Raw genomic sequence first — 15,805 nt, forward strand, 5'->3', positions numbered from 1 at the left:
TAACTAGCATTGTCGCCGCTTCCCGCTGTCCCTTCCGTTAGCCAAGTCGCAGTTCAGGCAAGTTCAGCCGTTTAATTGGAAGCGCATTGTCATGCCGTTGAAATAAATGCCCATTAGCATCTCGGCCTGTGCCAGCAGTTGCTGGCCGTTGCACAAGGACCAAGATGGACAGGCAAGCGCTGAACGACCCTTTCCCTGCCGCCGGCGCGCGGGGCTCGCTGTTCGCGCTGCTGGTGTGGCCCGTCGCCGCACTGGTGCTGATGGCCGTGGTCTGGTCGATGACGCTGCTGCGCGCCAGCGATGAGCGCACCAAGGCCGAGCTGAACATCCGCCGCGAAGCGACCGCCGCGGCGCAGGCCTACGAGCAGTACGTCACGCGCTCGGTCGCGCAAATGGACCAGGTGTCGATGCAGCTGAAGCAGAGCTGGGAGCAGTCCAACGGGAAGTTGCGGCTTGAACACCTGGCGCGCGACGGAATGTTCCACGACAGCGCCTTTGTTTCGGTCAGCGTGGTCGATGCGAACGGCGTCGTGATCAGTTCGACGCGCGCCAGCGCGTTGCGCAGCTCGTATGCGCAGTCCGCGTTCTTCCTCTTTCACCGCAACAACAACTCCAGCTCGCTCAATATCGACGCACCCGCCGACGCCGGCGCCAGGGTCCATGCGACGGTACTGTTCAGCCGCCGCCTCGATACCCGCGACGACGAGTTCGACGGCGTCGTGGTGCTGACGGTGCCGTCCGATTACCTGACCTCGTTCTACATGCCGTCCGCGCTTGGCCGCGAGGGCATGGTGGCCACGGTTGGCACCGATACCGGCTTGCGGCTTGAACAGCAGGACACCGGTACCAGCGGCGCTGACAGCGCATTCCCGCGCGACGAGTCTTTGTGGTCGGCACCCGTCGGCGTGGCGGTGCTGGCGAGGGAAAACGGCTTCGCCGACGGCCAGGCGCGCTTCCTGGCCTGGCGCAGTTCGCAGGTCTATCCGCTGGTCGCGCTGGTGGCCTTGTCCAGGCGCGAAGCGATGGCCGCTGCGCAAGCGTACTGGATCGATGGCCGCAATAACGCCACCGTCGCGTCGCTGGCGCTGGCACTGATCGCCGCGCTGGCCACGGTGCTGTCGCGCCGTGCCGCCCAGCGCCATAGCGCGCAGGAGGATGTGCGCCTGGCCTATCGCACCGCAACGGAAAGCGCCAACGACGGCTTCTACATGGCCGCCGCGCTGCGCAACGGCGCTGGCCAGATCGTCGATTTCGAGATCGTCGACTGCAACGAACGCGGCGCCTATTTCTACGGCAAATCGCGCAGCGAACTGGTGGGGAGCCGGCTGTCGAGGATCGATACCGGCATCTACGGCGACGCGCTGCTCGAGACCTACCGCGCGGCGATGGCATCGGGTTTCCACGAGGACGAGCGGGAAATGCCGCCTGATAACCGGCTCAACATCAAGTGGGGACACCGCCGCCTGGTGCGCGTCGGCAATGGCCTTGCGGTTACCTTGCGCGACATCAGCGAACGCAAGGCGCACGTGGTGGAGCTGGAGCGGCTCGCCAACGAAGACCTGCTGACCGGGCTGCCCAACCGTCACTGGCTGATGGCGTTCCTGCCCGGCGCGATGGCGGCCAGCCTTGCCGACGGGGCCGAGCTGTCCCTGCTGTTCATCGACCTCGACGAGTTCAAGCAGGTGAACGACCTGCACGGGCACGCCGTGGGCGACCAGCTGCTCAGGGCGGCGGGCGAGCGCCTGCGTGGCCTGCTGCGCCCGGGCGACCATGTGATCCGCTTCGGCGGCGATGAATTCATCGTGCTGCTGATGCCGTCCGAGGCCGAGCAGCAGGCGGCGCGCGTGGCCGAGCGCATCATCGCCGCCTTTGGCATGCCATTCCACCTGGGCGGGGAGCCGCTGCAAGTGGGCACATCGGTTGGCATCAGCGTGTTTCCGCGCGACGCGTCCGACGCGGCGTCGCTGATCAAGAACGGCGACATTGCCATGTACGCCGGCAAGACCGACGGCAAGGGACAGTTCCGCTTCTTCGAGGCGTCGCAGTCGCGCCTGATCCAGAGCCGCCTGCAGCTGAAGCACCGGCTGATCGAAGCGATCGAACTGGACCAGTTCGTGCTGTACTACCAGCCGCGCGTCGACGCGCGCACGGGCAGGGTCTGCAGCATGGAAGCGCTGCTGCGCTGGATTCATCCGCAACATGGGCTGGTGTCGCCGCTGGAATTTATTCCGCTGGCAGAGACCAGCGGCCTGATCCTGCGCATCGGCGAGATGGTGATGGAAAAGGCGTGCCGCCAGATCGATGCGTGGCGCCGCCAGGGGCTGCCGGTGGTGCCGGTGTCCATCAATGTCTCGCCCAAGCAATTTGCGCGCGGCGAAGTACATCGCCAGCTGGCGGTGCACCTCGCGCGCCACGGGATTCCGCCGAGCTTGCTCGAAGTGGAGATCACGGAATCGGCCATGATGGGCGAGCAGGCTGAGGTGCTGGCGGAGCTGGGCGCGATCAGGTCGCTCGGCGTCAAGCTGCATGTCGACGATTTCGGCACCGGCTATTCGTCGCTGTCGCAGCTGCAGAAGCTGAGGATGGATGTGCTGAAGGTGGACCGGGCGTTCACGTCGGAACTGGGCAACTCGCGCGAAGGCCGGGTGTTCTTCCAGGCGATCGTGTCGATGGCGCATGCGCTGGGCATGGTGGTTGTTGCGGAAGGCGTCGAAACGGGTGAGCAGCTGACGATCTTGCAGGAGTTGGGTTGCAACGAGGTGCAGGGCTATTACCTGGCGCGGCCGCTGCCGGCGGCGGCGATCCCCGCGGTGCTCATGCAAGGCAATTTGTTCGTCAAACCGGCAGTGGCGATCGCGGCTGCCGCGTTGGCATGAGCGCTGGCCTGGGCCGCACCGGCTCGCTACGGGCGCAGCGTCACGTAGAGCGTGCCCAGCAAAAAACCGGCAAGCGCTGCCGCTGCGCAGACAGCCAGCCATAGCAGCATGCGCCACAGCCTGTCCTTGCGCGCCTCCTTGTATGCGCGCTGCTGGTCAAAAGCGCGGCGATGCAACGTGCGCCGCAACATCCATTCGTCGGGCGACCTGTAGCGGTTGAAATGCTCGCTGTAGACGCTGGCGTTCAGCACCGACGCCACTTTGAACATGGCAGCGATTAGTTCTTTCGACGGCGACGCCGCGGCGGCGATGCCAAAACGGTCCAGGCGCAGCGTCGCGCGCCTGTCTGTTCTCAGGCGCACCACGTGGGCGCTGCGGCGCGACGAAGCGGTGGGGTCGATGACTAGGTCCTCGCACTGTCCGACGGCCGACAGCCATGCTTCCTCGGAAATAGGCGATTTCCGCAAGCCATCGAGTGCAATATAGACGTAGTTGGTCATCCTGGTTCCGCAGAGTTATCGGAAGGTCAACATCAATATACGCCTCTACTGCGGCGTCATGTCAAAAATAGATCAGCTCCTATTTGTATAAGCGCTTATTAAAAGCTGCTACACTTACCGCATGAAACAAGGACTCGGAACCCAGCTGCGGCATTTGATCGATCTTCTCGATGGCGATGTCGCGCAACAATACAAAGACGCCGGGCTTGACTATCGGCCGCGCTACACGCCTATCGTACGGGCACTGGAGGCGCTCGGCACGGCCAGCATCGGCCAGCTTGCCGATGCCGCCGGCATCACCCAGCCTGCCGCGACCCAGACCGTCAACCTGATGAAAAAGGATGGCCTGGTCGCTGCGCAGCCGGGACCTGATGGGCGGCAACGCCTGGTCACCCTCAGCGCCCAGGGGAGAGCGTTGTTGCCGGCCCTAAAGGCCTGTTGGGCGGCCACACAAGCCGCCGCTGAGGGTCTCGATGCGCAACTCGCGATGCCGCTGTCGCGCATTGTCGACGAAGCAATTCTCGCGCTGGAGGAGCAATCCTTCCATGCGCGCATTTCCGAAGCGCGCACGCGCCTCGTTCCAGCCAGCCAACCGAAGGGAAACAAGACATGACCACAATGATCCACCCCGCGCCAGCACGCCAGCCACTGGGGCGCCGTCTGCTGAACTTTCCGTTGACGAGGATCGTTCTCGCCTCGCTGCTGGCTGTGGCGACTGCTTTCATCATGTTCGCGCTGGCCAAGGCCGTCGCGGTCAAGGAGGCCCGCATCATCTGGCCACAGTTGCTGGCCGCTGTGGCCGTCCTCGCGGCCTACTGGGGCTATGTGCGTGTCGTCGAGAAGCGCCCGGCAACCGAGCTGTCACGCTTCCGGGCGTTGCCGGAACTCGGTATCGGCCTGCTGATCGGGGCGGCCATGGTCGCAGCGGAAATCGCTGTCCTGTACGCGCTGGGGAACTACCAGATCACCGGGACCAATGCCTGGACCATCGCGCTGGCGCAGCCGCTGGCCGTCATGGTCTTTGTCGGCGTGATCGAGGAAGTGATTGGACGCGGCGTTATTTTCCGGATCACCGAAGAGTCGCTCGGGAGCTGGGCAGCCGTCGTGATCTCGGCGCTGATCTTCGGCCTGGCGCACTTGCCGGGCGAGGGCGCCGGCATCCTTGCGATCTTCAACACGGTCGTCGCGGGCGCGTTTTTTGCGGCCGCCTACATGCTCACGCGCCGTCTCTGGCTCTGCATCGGCATCCACATCGCCTGGAACTATACGCTTGGCTCGGTGTTTTCGATCGCCGTATCGGGAAATGAAAGCAAGGGCTTCCTGATCGGAAAACTGAGCGGTCCGGAATGGCTCACAGGCGGCACGTATGGCCTGGAAGCGTCGCTGCTGACCTTGCTGACCCTGGTCCTGGCCGGCGGCGTGATGTTCCAGATGGCCCATGCACGCGGCAACGTGCTTGCGCGCAAGCGCGGTCGCGCCGCTTGATGCCGGCAGGCGCGGCATCTGCCGCGCTGCCGACGGAGGTGTTCGCCGACTTCAGTCCAGGTCTGACGCCTGGTGCCGCTCGGCGACCTGTTCCTCGGGCGCGCCGCGCACGCGATTGACCTTGCGTCCGCGGACAACCGCCGGGCGCGCGCCGACTTCATCGGCCCAGCGCTTGACGTTGCGGTATTCATGCACCGACAGGAACTCGGCCGCTTCGTACATCTCGCCGCGCACCATGCCGCCGTACCAGGGCCAGATCGCCATGTCGGCGATGGTGTAGTCATCGCCAGCAATGAAGCGCTTGTCGGCCAGTTGACGATCGAGGACGTCAAGCTGGCGCTTGGTTTCCATCGCATACCGGTCGATCGGGTAGGCGAGCTTTTCCGGGGCGTAGGCGTAAAAGTGGCCGAATCCACCGCCGACGAACGGTGCCGAGCCCATCTGCCAGAACAGCCAGTTGAGCGTTTCGGTGCGCGCCGCACCGTCTTTCGGCAGGAAGGCGTCGAATTTCTCGGCCAGATACATCAGGATGGAGCCGGATTCGAAGACGCGCAAAGGCTTGCCGCCGCCATGGTCGACCATCGCGGGGATTTTCGAGTTGGGATTGATCTCGACAAAGCCGCTGGAGAACTGGTCGCCTTCGTTAATCCGGATCAGCCAGGCATCGTACTCGGCGCCGGCATGCCCAAGCGCCAGCAGTTCTTCGAGCATGATGGTCACTTTCACGCCATTCGGCGTGCCGAGCGAATACAGCTGGATCGGATGTTTGCCGACCGGAAGCGCCTTGTCATGGGTGGCGCCGGACACCGGGCGGTTGATGCTGGCAAACGTACCGCCGGACGACGCCGGCGGCACCCAGACCGCTGGCGGAACATACTTCGCGTGATCAGACATCCATCTCTCCTTTGTCGGCTAATCCAAATATTGTAGCCTTAGCCGGGGATCCTCACAGGAGACGCAAAAAGCCCCTGGCGGGCAGGGGCTTGGCGAGCGGGCGCCGCGCGGCGGCTGGCGGTCAGCGCGCCGCCGTCACGCTGCCGATGCCGGACACCGATTTGTTCACGATCTTCGGGTTGCCGTAATAGGTCAGGTTGCCCATGCCTTCGACATCGGCGGTCAGCTTTTCGCTGGCGTAGATCGACACCGAGCCAATCCCTTCGAAACTGACATCCGCTTCCTGGGCGATCAGGCCCCTGGTGTCGACTTCGCCCACGCCTTCGGCCTCGATGCGCAGATGGCGCACCTTGCCGTTGATGACCAGGCTGCCGGCGCCCGTATAGTCGACGTCCAGGCGGTCGCCTTGCACATTGTTCAGCCGCGCCAGGCCTGCGCCCTCGGCGTCGAAGCTGGTCAGCGTGGGCATCGACACGACCACGCGGTCGTGCTTCTTGAGGTTGATGTTTTTGCCTTCCTCGGTGCTGATGCGCAGCTCGCCGTTGACGACCCGGGTCGTCACCCGGTTGATGAACCTGGCGTCGCCCTGCACCGACACGGAGAATGGCTTGCCGGCGTCGACCACCAGGTTCATCGCGCCGGAAATGGCGATCTTCTTGAACTGGCCGACGGTGCGGGTCTGTTCGTCGGCATGTGCGGTGACCGAGGCGAGGCACAGGACGAGGGCAAGGGTTGAACGCAGCATGTTTATCTCCGGAAAAATTTGGTATGCATTCGATTCTACGGATTGGACCGGTCGTGTGCGCATGTTTGCGATGAACTGTAGAAAACACGGTCTCAAGGGTCGCGCCGGGCGCCTTTGCGGTTGCCGATGCCGCTGAACAGGGATTGCCCCATGGGAATATTGTGCCAGTTGCTTGAGGCGCTTTCAATCGCGCGCTGGTTCAATCGTAGTAGACTTTGCCGTTCAAAATTTAACTTGGGATGTCAGCTGGCGCACACAGGGATAAGGGCGCGGGATTTGAAGGGAAACATGAGCAAAAATATACTGGATGCGCTGGTCGATCTGGCGGAGGACAGGGTGCGCGCGGCACAGAAGGTGCATCAGGCAAAGCGGAAGCGATGGCGCCTGATTTGTGGTGAGCTGTATATGAATTCGAATCAGGGCAGGGTGGCGATCGCCCGCGCCAATGCGGAGCGAATGAGCGCCGCACAATGGCGCAACGTCATGGTGCAAGCGGTGCAGCGCGGCGATGCGCGCGTGCTAGAGTCGCTGGCCGAGCGTCTCGGCAAGAGCGAGTTAGCGGTAAGTATCTTGCGTGCCAAGGGGTACGGTGCGCACGGACAGTCGATTGACTTGACGGTGCGCGACATACCCAGCCGAAACGACTAAACGACGCTTACCAGCGGCGCATGCCGGAACGCACATTGACCGGCTTGATTCCGCGGCCGGAGAATTTGCGCCAAAGGTAACCGGCCAGTGCCATCATGATCATTTTGCGCATATAAGTTCCTTTAATGGTGCCGGATTGGGAAGTCGGTGTGCTGGCGTGCATAGTTGCTGCGCCAAACAGTACAGACATCATTCTAGATGGACTGCAACGAATTTTCGGTAGGCACACGGGACGATTGCGCGTGGGATTTGTCCGACCTACTTTCTCGGGCGAATGCACCGATTCCACGGGCATACATCGGTCCAGACTGTCTTACCCCTTGTGTCATTTGACATATTGACGCATTTTCCAAAGTAGATGAAAGTATGTCAAAGTAGCCATGTTCGGATGATATCGCAGCACGCGTATGCTGCGGACACCGGTGACTTACCTGACCGAGAGAGCCTTGATGCCGTCCACGACCGTGACCTTGCCGGTTCATGCGTTGATTGTCGATGGAGACAGCGGGGTCCGCGCGTCGCTCGCCAGCTACCTTGCCGAGAACGAGCTGCGTGTCAGCACCCTGCCGGATGGACGCGGGCTTGACGACGCCCTGAGGCGCGAAATTTTCGACATCCTCATCCTCAACCCGAAGCTGGGCGGCGAGGATGCAATGCCGGTCCTGCGCCAGGTACGCGACGAATACAATATCCCGATCATCCTTATCACCGGACGCGACGAGGAGGCCGACCGCGTCATGTGGCTTGAGCTGGGCGCGGACGATTACCTGAGCAAGCCCGTGTCGCCGCGCGAATTGCTGGCCCGCATACGGGCGCTGTTGCGGCGCGCGCGCTCGAACCAGACAGTGGCGCAAGGACTGGCGCGGGTGCGTGCCTATCGCTTCGCCGGGTTCGAGCTGAATGTCTGGCTGCATCGCCTGGTGACGCCGGACGGCAAGGTCATCGCGCTTACCAACGCGGAGTTCCACTTGCTGGCGGCATTTCTCGCCGCGCCGCAACGCGTGCTGTCGCGCGAGCAACTGCTCGACCTGTCGCGCGTGCACAGCGCCGAAGTGTACGACCGCGCCATCGATGTCCAGGTCGGACGGCTACGCAGGAAACTCGAAGCCAATTCCATCCACGATGGCCTGATCCACACCGACCGCGGGGCGGGATACTCGCTGAATGTGGCGGTCGACATCATCCAGTAGCGGCAGCTCGCTGGCCGCCGCGGCCGTTGCTGCGACGGCTATTTTCCGTCCAGCAGGTCCAGGTCCATGGCCAGCGTTGCGCGGTGGTCCCTGACCGCTGCCACTGCCTCGGCCTTCACCTCATCGCGTGCGCGCAGCTTGCCCGCCTGCCGCACCGACACCGGCGCTGATGATCCGGTAGCCGCGCCGCGCGAATCGCCAGCCTGGGTCGACACGCTTCTGGCTGGCGCCCGAATCTCGGGCGACGGCTGGTCCCGGGTGGCCGCATCGCTGCTGGCGTTGGCCTGGCCGGCAAGCGGCGTGCCTTCCATCGTGGGCGCTGTTTGCGCGTAACTCGCTGCCGTAACAACTGCAGCACCAAGCAGGGCGAGCGCCCCGAGTCCGGACTGGAATCTCATATTGCCTCCTGAATGCAGAATTGAATTCGACCTCGACGGCCGCTGTCGGCGCCTTGCGCCAACCCCGATCGTCTGCCCCCGATGCGACCGGCTTGCGTCCACAGCCGCGCCCGCCATGTCATCCGACACATTGCTGTTGTTTTATCGATTCATTGCAATTTGAAGGGGGCTGGTCCTACGGCCGGGCGCGGTGTGGTCCGACGATAGGCGAACCCATGGGAACTAAAATGAAGCCTGATTCGCGTTTCCCAATCACTCAGGAGGAACTATGCAACATACACTTGTAGCGGTTTTCGATAACAGCGCCGACGCCCGCAATGCGATGGACGACCTGCTGGCCTCAGGCTTCAGCCGTGCCGATGTGCGCTTGTCGAACAGCGACGCGAGCACCGATGCCAACCTGGCTTCCGTGTCGGACAGCGATGGCGGGGACTCCTTCGGGGACAGCATCAGGAATTTCTTCTCCGACCTGTTTGGCAGCGATTCGACCGCACGCTCATCCATGTACTCGGACGCTGTATCGCGCGGCAATTGTGTACTGACGGTCACCACCCAGAGCGAGCCTGAAGTCGAACGCGCCGCCGACGTCGTCGAGGCGCATGGCCCGATCGATATCGATGAGCATCACGACATGCCGATGGGCGGCAACTCGGACATGCGCTCGGCCGCCATGGCGCGCGGTGCGGAACAGGGCGTGCAGCAGAGTTCGCAGTATTCGATGCAATCAGGAAGCGGCACATCGACGAGCGGCAGCGCCATGTCGGCACAGGGGACGGGCAGCGGCGGCTCGCGCCAGTTCGCCGAGGGCGACAGCCAGGCGTTTCCGGTAGTGCGCGATGAGCTCAAGACCGGCAACCGCGACGTCCAGCGCGGCGGCATGCGGATCTTTTCGCGCGCGGTCGACGATCCTGCCGACCGGCCGGCGACCATCGCAATGCACCACACTGACGTCGACCTTGGAAATCGGTCCGCGATGGACAATGACGACGACTATTACCGTTCGCATTGGAACAGCAACTTCGCCGGCACCGACAAATCGTATGACGATGTTGCCCCTGCCTACGAGTATGGCAGCACGATGCGGCGCAGCGAGCTGTACCGTGGCCGTCCGTTCGAGGACGTCGAAACCGATTTGCGTTCGGATTGGAATCAACGCAATCCTGGGTCGACCTGGGAAAGCATCAAGGCCGCCGTGCGCCATGGCTGGGATCGATTGACCAACTGATCGGCTGCATGATCGTCACGGGGGCGTACCGTTTGCACGGTGCGCCCTTTTTTTATTCCCGCTGAGCCCGGCAAGCGACCTGTAATGTGGATAGGGTAAGGCTGGGATATTAACAAAAAAGAAATAAAACTGTGCGATATTGCTGGCTATACAACGTTATCGAATAGTTGATTGCCATGAATTGCATCGTTTGCGCAGGAAGCACGCACGTGGGGCGCCAGCCATGGCATCGGTATTGCCCATCTTGCCGCTACGAGAGTGCCGACCTGGCGCCGCTGATTAACGAAGCTTACGCGCACAGCCAGGTCAACGAGTCCGAGCGCGAAACGGCACTGAAAAGCGTGCGCACCGAGAACTTCAAGATCATCGTCGAGCGGCTGGCCCGGATCGCGCCGCCAACCGCGAAGCGGCTGCTCGATGTCGGCAGCGCCCACGGCTGGTTCCTCGATGAGGCGGCCAAGCGCTTCAGTGTCGTGGGCGTTGAGCCGGATGTCGTGGTGGCACAGGGCGCGCTGGCGCGCGGATTGCCGGTACGGGTAGGCTATTTCCCGCACGTGCTGGAGGACGGCGAATGTTTCGATGTCATTGTGTTCAACGATGTGATCGAACATATCCCCGACATCCATAGCGCGCTCGAGGCCTGCCGCGCGCACCTCGATGCGGATGGCCTGCTGGTGTTGAATGTCCCCCGCAGCACGGGGTTCTTCTACCGCCTGTCGAAGCTGTTGGCGCGCCTGAAGTGGCGCGGTCCTTTCGACCGGATGTGGCAGAAAGGATTGCCGTCGCCGCATGTGCACTACTTCAATGAACGGAACCTGGATCGGCTGGTGGCTCGCCACGGCTTGCGGCCGGTGCAGGCGTTTCATCTCAGGGCGCTGAGCGCCGACGGACTGCTCGAGCGCATTCGGTTCGCCGGGCAGCTGCATCCGGTCGCGCTTTACGCGCAGTACGCATTCCTGTTGTGCGCGCTGCCGTTGGTCCGCCTGCTACCGAGCGACATCATCGTCTGCATCTACAGCAAGAACGGTTAAGGAGGGAAGATCAGCGCACTCATCATGTCCGCTGCCGCTGCGATGGCGGCGCCGCGCCAGGCCGCGCCGCTGCGCCATGACGATGCGGCGGCCATCGTGTATGCGGATGCCAAGGCCGCGTTTGCGGGCATGCGCATCAATGCCTATATTCCGGACGCATCGCTGGCCAAGACGATCGGGGAGTTCATGTCGATTCCCGGTGCCGAGACGCCAGCACAGTTCGGCGCTGATGCCATGATCGATGGCTGCCGGCGCCACAGCTGCATCGAAAAGGCGGCGGTCATTGTGGACATGCGTACACGAAAGATTCTCGCGGTAACACTGCGCAATTTTGAATGCCAGTACAGCGTGCTCGACGACAGCGAGATCGCGGCGATGGCACGGGGAACGGCCAGCAAGCCGCTGGTGCGGTGCAACGACGAGCCGATACTGGACGTGTATGTTGTGCGGCGATCCCTGCGGCCCGACGCCCTGCAGGCGGAACGCGAGCAACTTGCGCGCTTGCGCCAATGGGGCAGGGAGGTTGGAAGCGTGGGCGAACGTGTGCAGGTCATCGTCAGGTACGCAGCGCGGCCATAGCGGACGGCGTCGGTTGTTCTCTGGTGGCGAGGCCGCGCTTACTCGCTGATTTTCCCGCGCAGCGCTTTTACCTGCCCGCTGCGCGTCTTCTCATCGAGCCTGCGCCGTTGCGAGCCGCGTGTCGGCCGGGTCGGCCGGCGTACCAGCGGCACCTCGGCCGCGCTGTCGACCAGCGCCTGCAGCCTGCGCATCGCGTCTTCCTTGTTCTGCTCCAGGCTGCGCGACTGCTGCGCCTTCAGCACCACCACGCCGGCCTGGGTGATGCGGCTGTCGCGCAGTGCCAGCAAGCGGGTCTTGACCGCGTCGGGCAATGAGGAGGCGGCAATGTCGAAGCGCGCATGCACCGCGCACGAGACCTTGTTGACGTTCTGCCCGCCCGGTCCCTGTGCGCGGATAGCGCTGAACTCGACTTCTGCTGGGTTGATCGGGACGGTCATCATGGCTGATAGAATGGCATTTCTGGAGCGTATTGGCGGGGTGAGTACGCATCATAAACCCTCCACGGAGTCATGACGTGACAAGCGAGCTCTTGCCTGGCTTTATACCTTCCGATGTCGAGGTCGAACCTGGCGTTCAGATTCACACCGTCATCGGCGGAAGCGGGCCGCCGCTGCTGTTGCTGCATGGCCATCCGCAAACCCATGTCATCTGGCACAAGGTGGTGCCATCCCTCTGCGAGCGCTTCACCGTCGTCGCCTGCGACCTGCGCGGCTATGGCGATTCATCCAGGCCGCGCGGCGACGCGGCGCATGGCAACTACAGCAAGCGGACCATGGCCGCCGACGTGCTCGCGGTGATGCGCTCGCTCGGCTTTACCCGGTTCCTTGTCATGGCGCATGACCGCGGCGCCCGCGTGGCGCATCGGCTCGGCGCCGACCATCCCGAGGCGGTGCAGCGCATGGTCTTGCTCGATATCGCGCCGACACTGGCGATGTACGGCAAGACCACCGAAGCGTTCGCGCGCGCGTACTGGCACTGGTTCTTCCTGATCCAGCCCTCGCCATTGCCGGAGCGCCTGATCGAGGCCGATCCGGCCGCCTATATCCGCGACGTAATGGGAAGCCGCAGCGCTGGCCTGGCGCCGTTCGATCCGCGCGCCCTGCACGAATACCAGCGCTGCCTGGCCTTGCCGGGTGCGGCGCATGGCCTTTGCGAAGATTATCGCGCCGCCGCCAGCATCGACCTGGAACATGACCGGGCTGATCTGGCCCAGGGGCGCCGCCTGGCGATGCCGCTGCTGGTGTTGTGGGGCGCGCAAGGCGTGGTCGAGCGCTGCTTTGCGCCGCTGGCGGAGTGGCGGCTCGTGGCTGAGCATGTCGATGGCGAACCGCTCCCGTGCGGCCACTACATTCCCGAAGAAGCGCCCGATATCCTGCTGGCGCGGGCGCTGCCTTTCCTGGCCGCTTAGCCTGCCGCGAGCACCCTGCGCACGTAGGCATGCGCCATTACCAGCGCTGGATGATCCTGCAGCAGCGCGATGTAGCGGCGCGAGAAGTCGCTGGCATCGGCTTCCGACGGCGCCAGCATCGCGTTGGCCTGCCTGACGGTCGCGCGCACCTCCGCTTCGGTGACCAGGTCCTGGTCGGTCAGCTCGTCGATCGCCACGATCAACTCGCTCAGCTGGTGCAGCCAGTCGAATTGCGGGTGTTTGGTCAGTAGCTGCAGCAGCTGGCCGCCATCGCCGACCGGCCCCCATTCGCGTTCGTAGTTGCCGCGCTCGATGTCGACGAGGCTGCGGTGCAGATCGCGCAGTGCCCTGGTGAGGCCGTTGAGGGTAGTTTTTGGCATGGTGGTCGGAGCTCTCGATAGGTAAATAGCCAGCTGGCATTATGGCAAAAAACGCCGTCGCTTACCTGAACCGGGCAATGTGGCCGATAATCGCGTATTCCAGACTCATCCGATACGAATAATGACCGGTAGTGAACTTCGCGCGGAAGCGCTTCAGTGCTTGCTCGAGAGCGACCCTGCCGCCAAGGCGGCGCAGGTGGCGGCAATGGCCGCGGCCTGGCAGGCGGGCGCGATGACGCTCGCGCCCGACGCCGACATCCAGGTCGGCGGCACCATCCCCGGCCGCCCGGCCAGGCCCGACCTGGTGCCGCCGCGGCTGGTGGGACGCCGCTCGATGGCGACGGTGGAAGGGCGCGCCATGCTGATCCATGCGCTGTCCCATATCGAATTTAACGCCACCAACCTTGCGCTCGACGCGCTGTGGCGCTTCCCCGGCATGCCCGCCGGGTACTACACCGACTGGCTGCAGGTGGCCAGCGAGGAAGCCATCCATTTCTCGCTGCTATCGGCACACCTGCAGGTGCTGGGATTCCGCTACGGGGATTTTCCCGCCCACGATAGCCTGTGGGAAATGGTCGAGCGCACCAGCGCGGACATCGTGGCGCGCATGGCGCTGGTGCCGCGCACGCTTGAGGCGCGCGGCCTCGACGCCATTCCGCCGCTGCGCGCCAAGCTGGCGCAGGCCGGCGACCTGGCGGCTGCGGCAATCCTGGACCGTATTTTGCATGATGAGATTGGGCACGTTGCGATCGGCAACCACTGGTATGTGATGCTGTGCCAGCAGCGCGGCTGGGAGCCGCGTGCGACGTACGACCTGCTGGCCGCGCGCCACCGCGCCCCGGCGCTGAAGGGACCCTTCAACATCGAGGCGCGCCGGGCGGCCGGTTTTACCGAAGCCGAGCTGGCGCGCCTGGACTGAGGCGCGCCAGCCGGTCTTAGTCTTCCTGGAAGGCTTCTTCGCGCTTCTTGCGCAGCGCCGGCAACATTACCACGATCATCGCGAGGGCTGCCATGCCGAGCATTACGGCGCTGATCGGGCGGGTCACGAACACCATCGGGTCGCTGTGCGACAGCAGCAGCGCACGGCGCAGGTATTCTTCCATCATCGGTCCGATGATGAAGCCGAGCAGCATCGGCGCAGGCTCGGCATCGAGCTTGGCGCAGATGTAGCCGAACAGGCCGAACAATGCCATCAGGCCGACGTCGAATTCCGCGTTGTTCAGGCTGAACACGCCGATTGCGCAGAACATCAGGATGGCCGGGTACAGGCGGTGGTAAGGCACCATGATCATCTTGACCCACAGGCCGATCATCGGCAGGTTCAGCACCACGAGGAACAGGTTGCCGAACCACATCGACACGATCAAGCCCCAGAACAGCGCCGGCTGCTCGGTCATCACGGCCGGGCCGGGCTGGATGCCCTGGATGATCATCGCGCCGATCATCAGCGCCATCACCGGGTTCGAAGGAATGCCCAGCGTCAGCATCGGAATGAACGAGGTCTGGGCGCCGGCATTATTGGCCGCCTCCGGCGCGGCGACGCCTTCGATGGCGCCCTTGCCGAACTGCGCCGAGTTCTTCGACACTTTCTTTTCGATCGAGTAGGCCGCGAACGAGGCCAGCATGGCGCCGCCGCCCGGCAGGATGCCGAGGGCCGAGCCGAGGAAGGTGCCGCGCAGGACCGGCGCGATGATGCGCTTGAAGTCGTCCTTGGTCAGCATCAGCCCCTTGACCTTCTTCATGACGACATTGCGGGTCTCGTCATGTTCGAGGTTGCGGATGATTTCGCCGATACCGAACATGCCCATCGCCACGATCACGAAATTGATGCCGTCAGCCAGCTGCGGCAGGTCGAAGGTATAGCGCTGCGCGCCCGAGTTGACGTCGGTGCCGACCAGCCCGAGCAGCAGGCCGAGGATGACCATGCCGATGGCGTGCAGCAGCGATCCGCTGGCCAGCACGACCGATGCGACAAGGCCCAGCACCATCAGCGAAAAATATTCCGCCGGGCCGAACTTGAGCGCCAGGTCGGCGAGCGGCGGCGCGAACAGCGCCAGCAGGACGGTGGCGACGCAGCCGGCGAAGAACGAACCGAGCGCCGCGGTGGCGAGCGCCTTGCCGGCATTGCCGTTGCGCGCCATCTGGTAGCCGTCGATCGCCGTCACCACCGAAGATGATTCCCCGGGCAGGTTGACAAGAATCGCGGTCGTCGACCCGCCGTACTGCGCGCCGTAGTAGATACCCGAGAGCATGATCAGCGCCGAGATCGGCGGCAGGCCGAAGGTGGCCGGCAGCAGCATTGCGATGGTGGCGATCGGGCCGAGGCCCGGCAGCACGCCGACGGCGGTGCCGACGAACACGCCGATCAGGCAGTACATCAGGTTGGTAAGGGTGAATGCGGTTTCCAGGCCCAGGCCCAGGTTGCTAAAGATTTCCATATTTTTTC

17 protein-coding genes are annotated in these 15,805 nt (G+C 63.7%); 10 read left to right on the plus strand and 7 right to left on the minus strand.

Annotation, left to right across the window (positions count from 1 at the left end):
• Positions 1-164 precede the first annotated feature (164 nt).
• Positions 165-2,876 (plus strand): bifunctional diguanylate cyclase/phosphodiesterase, encoded by a 2,712-nt coding sequence (locus I4X03_RS20490; protein ID WP_223470111.1) that lies wholly within the window; start codon positions 165-167, stop codon positions 2,874-2,876.
• Between the two features lie 26 nt (positions 2,877-2,902).
• Here I4X03_RS20490 and I4X03_RS20495 read toward each other — a convergent pair whose 3' ends face one another.
• Complete coding sequence (locus I4X03_RS20495) at positions 2,903-3,376, minus strand: hypothetical protein (protein WP_223470112.1); 474 nt, start codon at positions 3,374-3,376, stop codon at positions 2,903-2,905.
• Between the two features lie 121 nt (positions 3,377-3,497).
• Between I4X03_RS20495 and I4X03_RS20500 the strand changes: the two genes are divergently transcribed.
• On the plus strand, positions 3,498-3,989 hold the full coding sequence (locus I4X03_RS20500; RefSeq protein ID WP_223470113.1) for a MarR family winged helix-turn-helix transcriptional regulator: 492 nt from the start codon (positions 3,498-3,500) through the stop codon (positions 3,987-3,989).
• Positions 3,986-4,861 (plus strand): CPBP family intramembrane glutamic endopeptidase, encoded by an 876-nt coding sequence (locus I4X03_RS20505; RefSeq protein WP_223470114.1) that lies wholly within the window; start codon positions 3,986-3,988, stop codon positions 4,859-4,861. Before I4X03_RS20500 ends, I4X03_RS20505 begins: the two co-directional genes overlap by 4 nt.
• A gap of 51 nt (positions 4,862-4,912) precedes the next feature.
• Here I4X03_RS20505 and yghU read toward each other — a convergent pair whose 3' ends face one another.
• A complete protein-coding gene (gene yghU / locus I4X03_RS20510; RefSeq protein ID WP_223470115.1) occupies positions 4,913-5,755 on the minus strand; it encodes a glutathione-dependent disulfide-bond oxidoreductase in 843 nt (280 codons plus the stop codon).
• Between the two features lie 121 nt (positions 5,756-5,876).
• Positions 5,877-6,500 carry a head GIN domain-containing protein gene (locus I4X03_RS20515; protein ID WP_223470116.1) on the minus strand — a complete coding sequence of 208 codons (624 nt, stop codon included), beginning with the start codon at positions 6,498-6,500 and terminating at the stop codon, positions 5,877-5,879.
• 288 nt (positions 6,501-6,788) lie between these two features.
• Between I4X03_RS20515 and I4X03_RS20520 the strand changes: the two genes are divergently transcribed.
• Both I4X03_RS20520 and I4X03_RS20525 read left to right on the plus strand, forming a co-directional pair.
• Positions 6,789-7,148, plus strand: a complete 360-nt coding sequence (locus I4X03_RS20520; RefSeq protein WP_223470117.1) for a hypothetical protein — start codon at positions 6,789-6,791, stop codon at positions 7,146-7,148.
• 407 nt (positions 7,149-7,555) lie between these two features.
• Complete coding sequence (locus I4X03_RS20525; RefSeq protein WP_223470118.1) at positions 7,556-8,338, plus strand: winged helix-turn-helix domain-containing protein; 783 nt, start codon at positions 7,556-7,558, stop codon at positions 8,336-8,338.
• Between the two features lie 38 nt (positions 8,339-8,376).
• On the opposite strand, the gene I4X03_RS20530 is transcribed toward I4X03_RS20525, so the two are convergent.
• A complete protein-coding gene (locus I4X03_RS20530; protein WP_223470119.1) occupies positions 8,377-8,736 on the minus strand; it encodes a hypothetical protein in 360 nt (119 codons plus the stop codon).
• A gap of 268 nt (positions 8,737-9,004) precedes the next feature.
• Here I4X03_RS20530 and I4X03_RS20535 point away from each other — a divergent pair, with 268 nt between their 5' ends.
• The 3 genes from I4X03_RS20535 to I4X03_RS20545 all read left to right on the plus strand — a co-directional run bounded on the left by I4X03_RS20535 (position 9,005) and on the right by I4X03_RS20545 (position 11,571).
• Positions 9,005-9,961, plus strand: a complete 957-nt coding sequence (locus tag I4X03_RS20535) for a hypothetical protein (RefSeq protein ID WP_223470120.1) — start codon at positions 9,005-9,007, stop codon at positions 9,959-9,961.
• A 209-nt stretch (positions 9,962-10,170) separates the two neighbouring features.
• Positions 10,171-10,992, plus strand: a complete 822-nt coding sequence (locus tag I4X03_RS20540; RefSeq protein WP_223470121.1) for a class I SAM-dependent methyltransferase — start codon at positions 10,171-10,173, stop codon at positions 10,990-10,992.
• A 24-nt stretch (positions 10,993-11,016) separates the two neighbouring features.
• Positions 11,017-11,571: a hypothetical protein gene (locus I4X03_RS20545; RefSeq protein WP_223470122.1), complete on the plus strand. Its 555-nt coding sequence runs from the start codon at positions 11,017-11,019 to the stop codon at positions 11,569-11,571.
• A gap of 38 nt (positions 11,572-11,609) precedes the next feature.
• Here I4X03_RS20545 and arfB read toward each other — a convergent pair whose 3' ends face one another.
• Complete coding sequence (arfB, locus tag I4X03_RS20550; protein ID WP_370660540.1) at positions 11,610-12,011, minus strand: alternative ribosome rescue aminoacyl-tRNA hydrolase ArfB; 402 nt, start codon at positions 12,009-12,011, stop codon at positions 11,610-11,612.
• 74 nt (positions 12,012-12,085) lie between these two features.
• Here arfB and I4X03_RS20555 point away from each other — a divergent pair, with 74 nt between their 5' ends.
• Positions 12,086-12,979: an alpha/beta fold hydrolase gene (locus I4X03_RS20555; protein ID WP_223470123.1), complete on the plus strand. Its 894-nt coding sequence runs from the start codon at positions 12,086-12,088 to the stop codon at positions 12,977-12,979.
• Here I4X03_RS20555 and I4X03_RS20560 read toward each other — a convergent pair.
• Entirely contained in the window at positions 12,976-13,359 is a 384-nt protein-coding gene (locus I4X03_RS20560) for a hypothetical protein (protein WP_223470124.1), read from the minus strand. The two genes, I4X03_RS20555 and I4X03_RS20560, sit on opposite strands and share 4 nt — an antisense overlap.
• A 121-nt stretch (positions 13,360-13,480) precedes the next feature.
• Here I4X03_RS20560 and I4X03_RS20565 point away from each other — a divergent pair, with 121 nt between their 5' ends.
• On the plus strand, positions 13,481-14,278 hold the full coding sequence (locus I4X03_RS20565; RefSeq protein ID WP_223470125.1) for a ferritin-like domain-containing protein: 798 nt from the start codon (positions 13,481-13,483) through the stop codon (positions 14,276-14,278).
• A 16-nt stretch (positions 14,279-14,294) separates the two neighbouring features.
• Here the strand turns inward: I4X03_RS20565 and I4X03_RS20570 are convergent, their stop codons facing one another.
• Entirely contained in the window at positions 14,295-15,797 is a 1,503-nt protein-coding gene (locus tag I4X03_RS20570) for a tripartite tricarboxylate transporter permease (RefSeq protein ID WP_223470126.1), read from the minus strand.
• Between the last annotated feature and the right edge of the window lie 8 nt (positions 15,798-15,805).

The organism is Massilia soli (genome assembly GCF_016809835.1).
GTDB classification, from domain to species: Bacteria; Pseudomonadota; Gammaproteobacteria; order Burkholderiales; family Burkholderiaceae_D; genus Telluria_A; species Telluria_A soli.

Bases quoted from the DNA above. Each gene is read 5' to 3' on its own strand.
- I4X03_RS20490 (WP_223470111.1), top strand. From the start codon at position 165: ATGGACAGGCAAGCGCTGAACGACCCTTTCCCTGCCGCCGGCGCGCGG.
- I4X03_RS20520 (WP_223470117.1), top strand. From the start codon at position 6,789: ATGAGCAAAAATATACTGGATGCGCTGGTCGATCTGGCGGAGGACAGG.
- I4X03_RS20525 (WP_223470118.1), top strand. From the start codon at position 7,556: ATGCTGCGGACACCGGTGACTTACCTGACCGAGAGAGCCTTGATGCCG.
- I4X03_RS20515 (WP_223470116.1), bottom strand. From the start codon at position 6,500: ATGCTGCGTTCAACCCTTGCCCTCGTCCTGTGCCTCGCCTCGGTCACC.
- I4X03_RS20560 (WP_223470124.1), bottom strand. From the start codon at position 13,359: ATGCCAAAAACTACCCTCAACGGCCTCACCAGGGCACTGCGCGATCTG.
- I4X03_RS20500 (WP_223470113.1), top strand. From the start codon at position 3,498: ATGAAACAAGGACTCGGAACCCAGCTGCGGCATTTGATCGATCTTCTC.
- I4X03_RS20530 (WP_223470119.1), bottom strand. From the start codon at position 8,736: ATGAGATTCCAGTCCGGACTCGGGGCGCTCGCCCTGCTTGGTGCTGCA.
- I4X03_RS20565 (WP_223470125.1), top strand. From the start codon at position 13,481: ATGACCGGTAGTGAACTTCGCGCGGAAGCGCTTCAGTGCTTGCTCGAG.
- I4X03_RS20570 (WP_223470126.1), bottom strand. From the start codon at position 15,797: ATGGAAATCTTTAGCAACCTGGGCCTGGGCCTGGAAACCGCATTCACC.
- I4X03_RS20535 (WP_223470120.1), top strand. From the start codon at position 9,005: ATGCAACATACACTTGTAGCGGTTTTCGATAACAGCGCCGACGCCCGC.
- I4X03_RS20495 (WP_223470112.1), bottom strand. From the start codon at position 3,376: ATGACCAACTACGTCTATATTGCACTCGATGGCTTGCGGAAATCGCCT.
- arfB (WP_370660540.1), bottom strand. From the start codon at position 12,011: ATGATGACCGTCCCGATCAACCCAGCAGAAGTCGAGTTCAGCGCTATC.
- I4X03_RS20505 (WP_223470114.1), top strand. From the start codon at position 3,986: ATGACCACAATGATCCACCCCGCGCCAGCACGCCAGCCACTGGGGCGC.
- I4X03_RS20545 (WP_223470122.1), top strand. From the start codon at position 11,017: ATGTCCGCTGCCGCTGCGATGGCGGCGCCGCGCCAGGCCGCGCCGCTG.
- yghU (WP_223470115.1), bottom strand. From the start codon at position 5,755: ATGTCTGATCACGCGAAGTATGTTCCGCCAGCGGTCTGGGTGCCGCCG.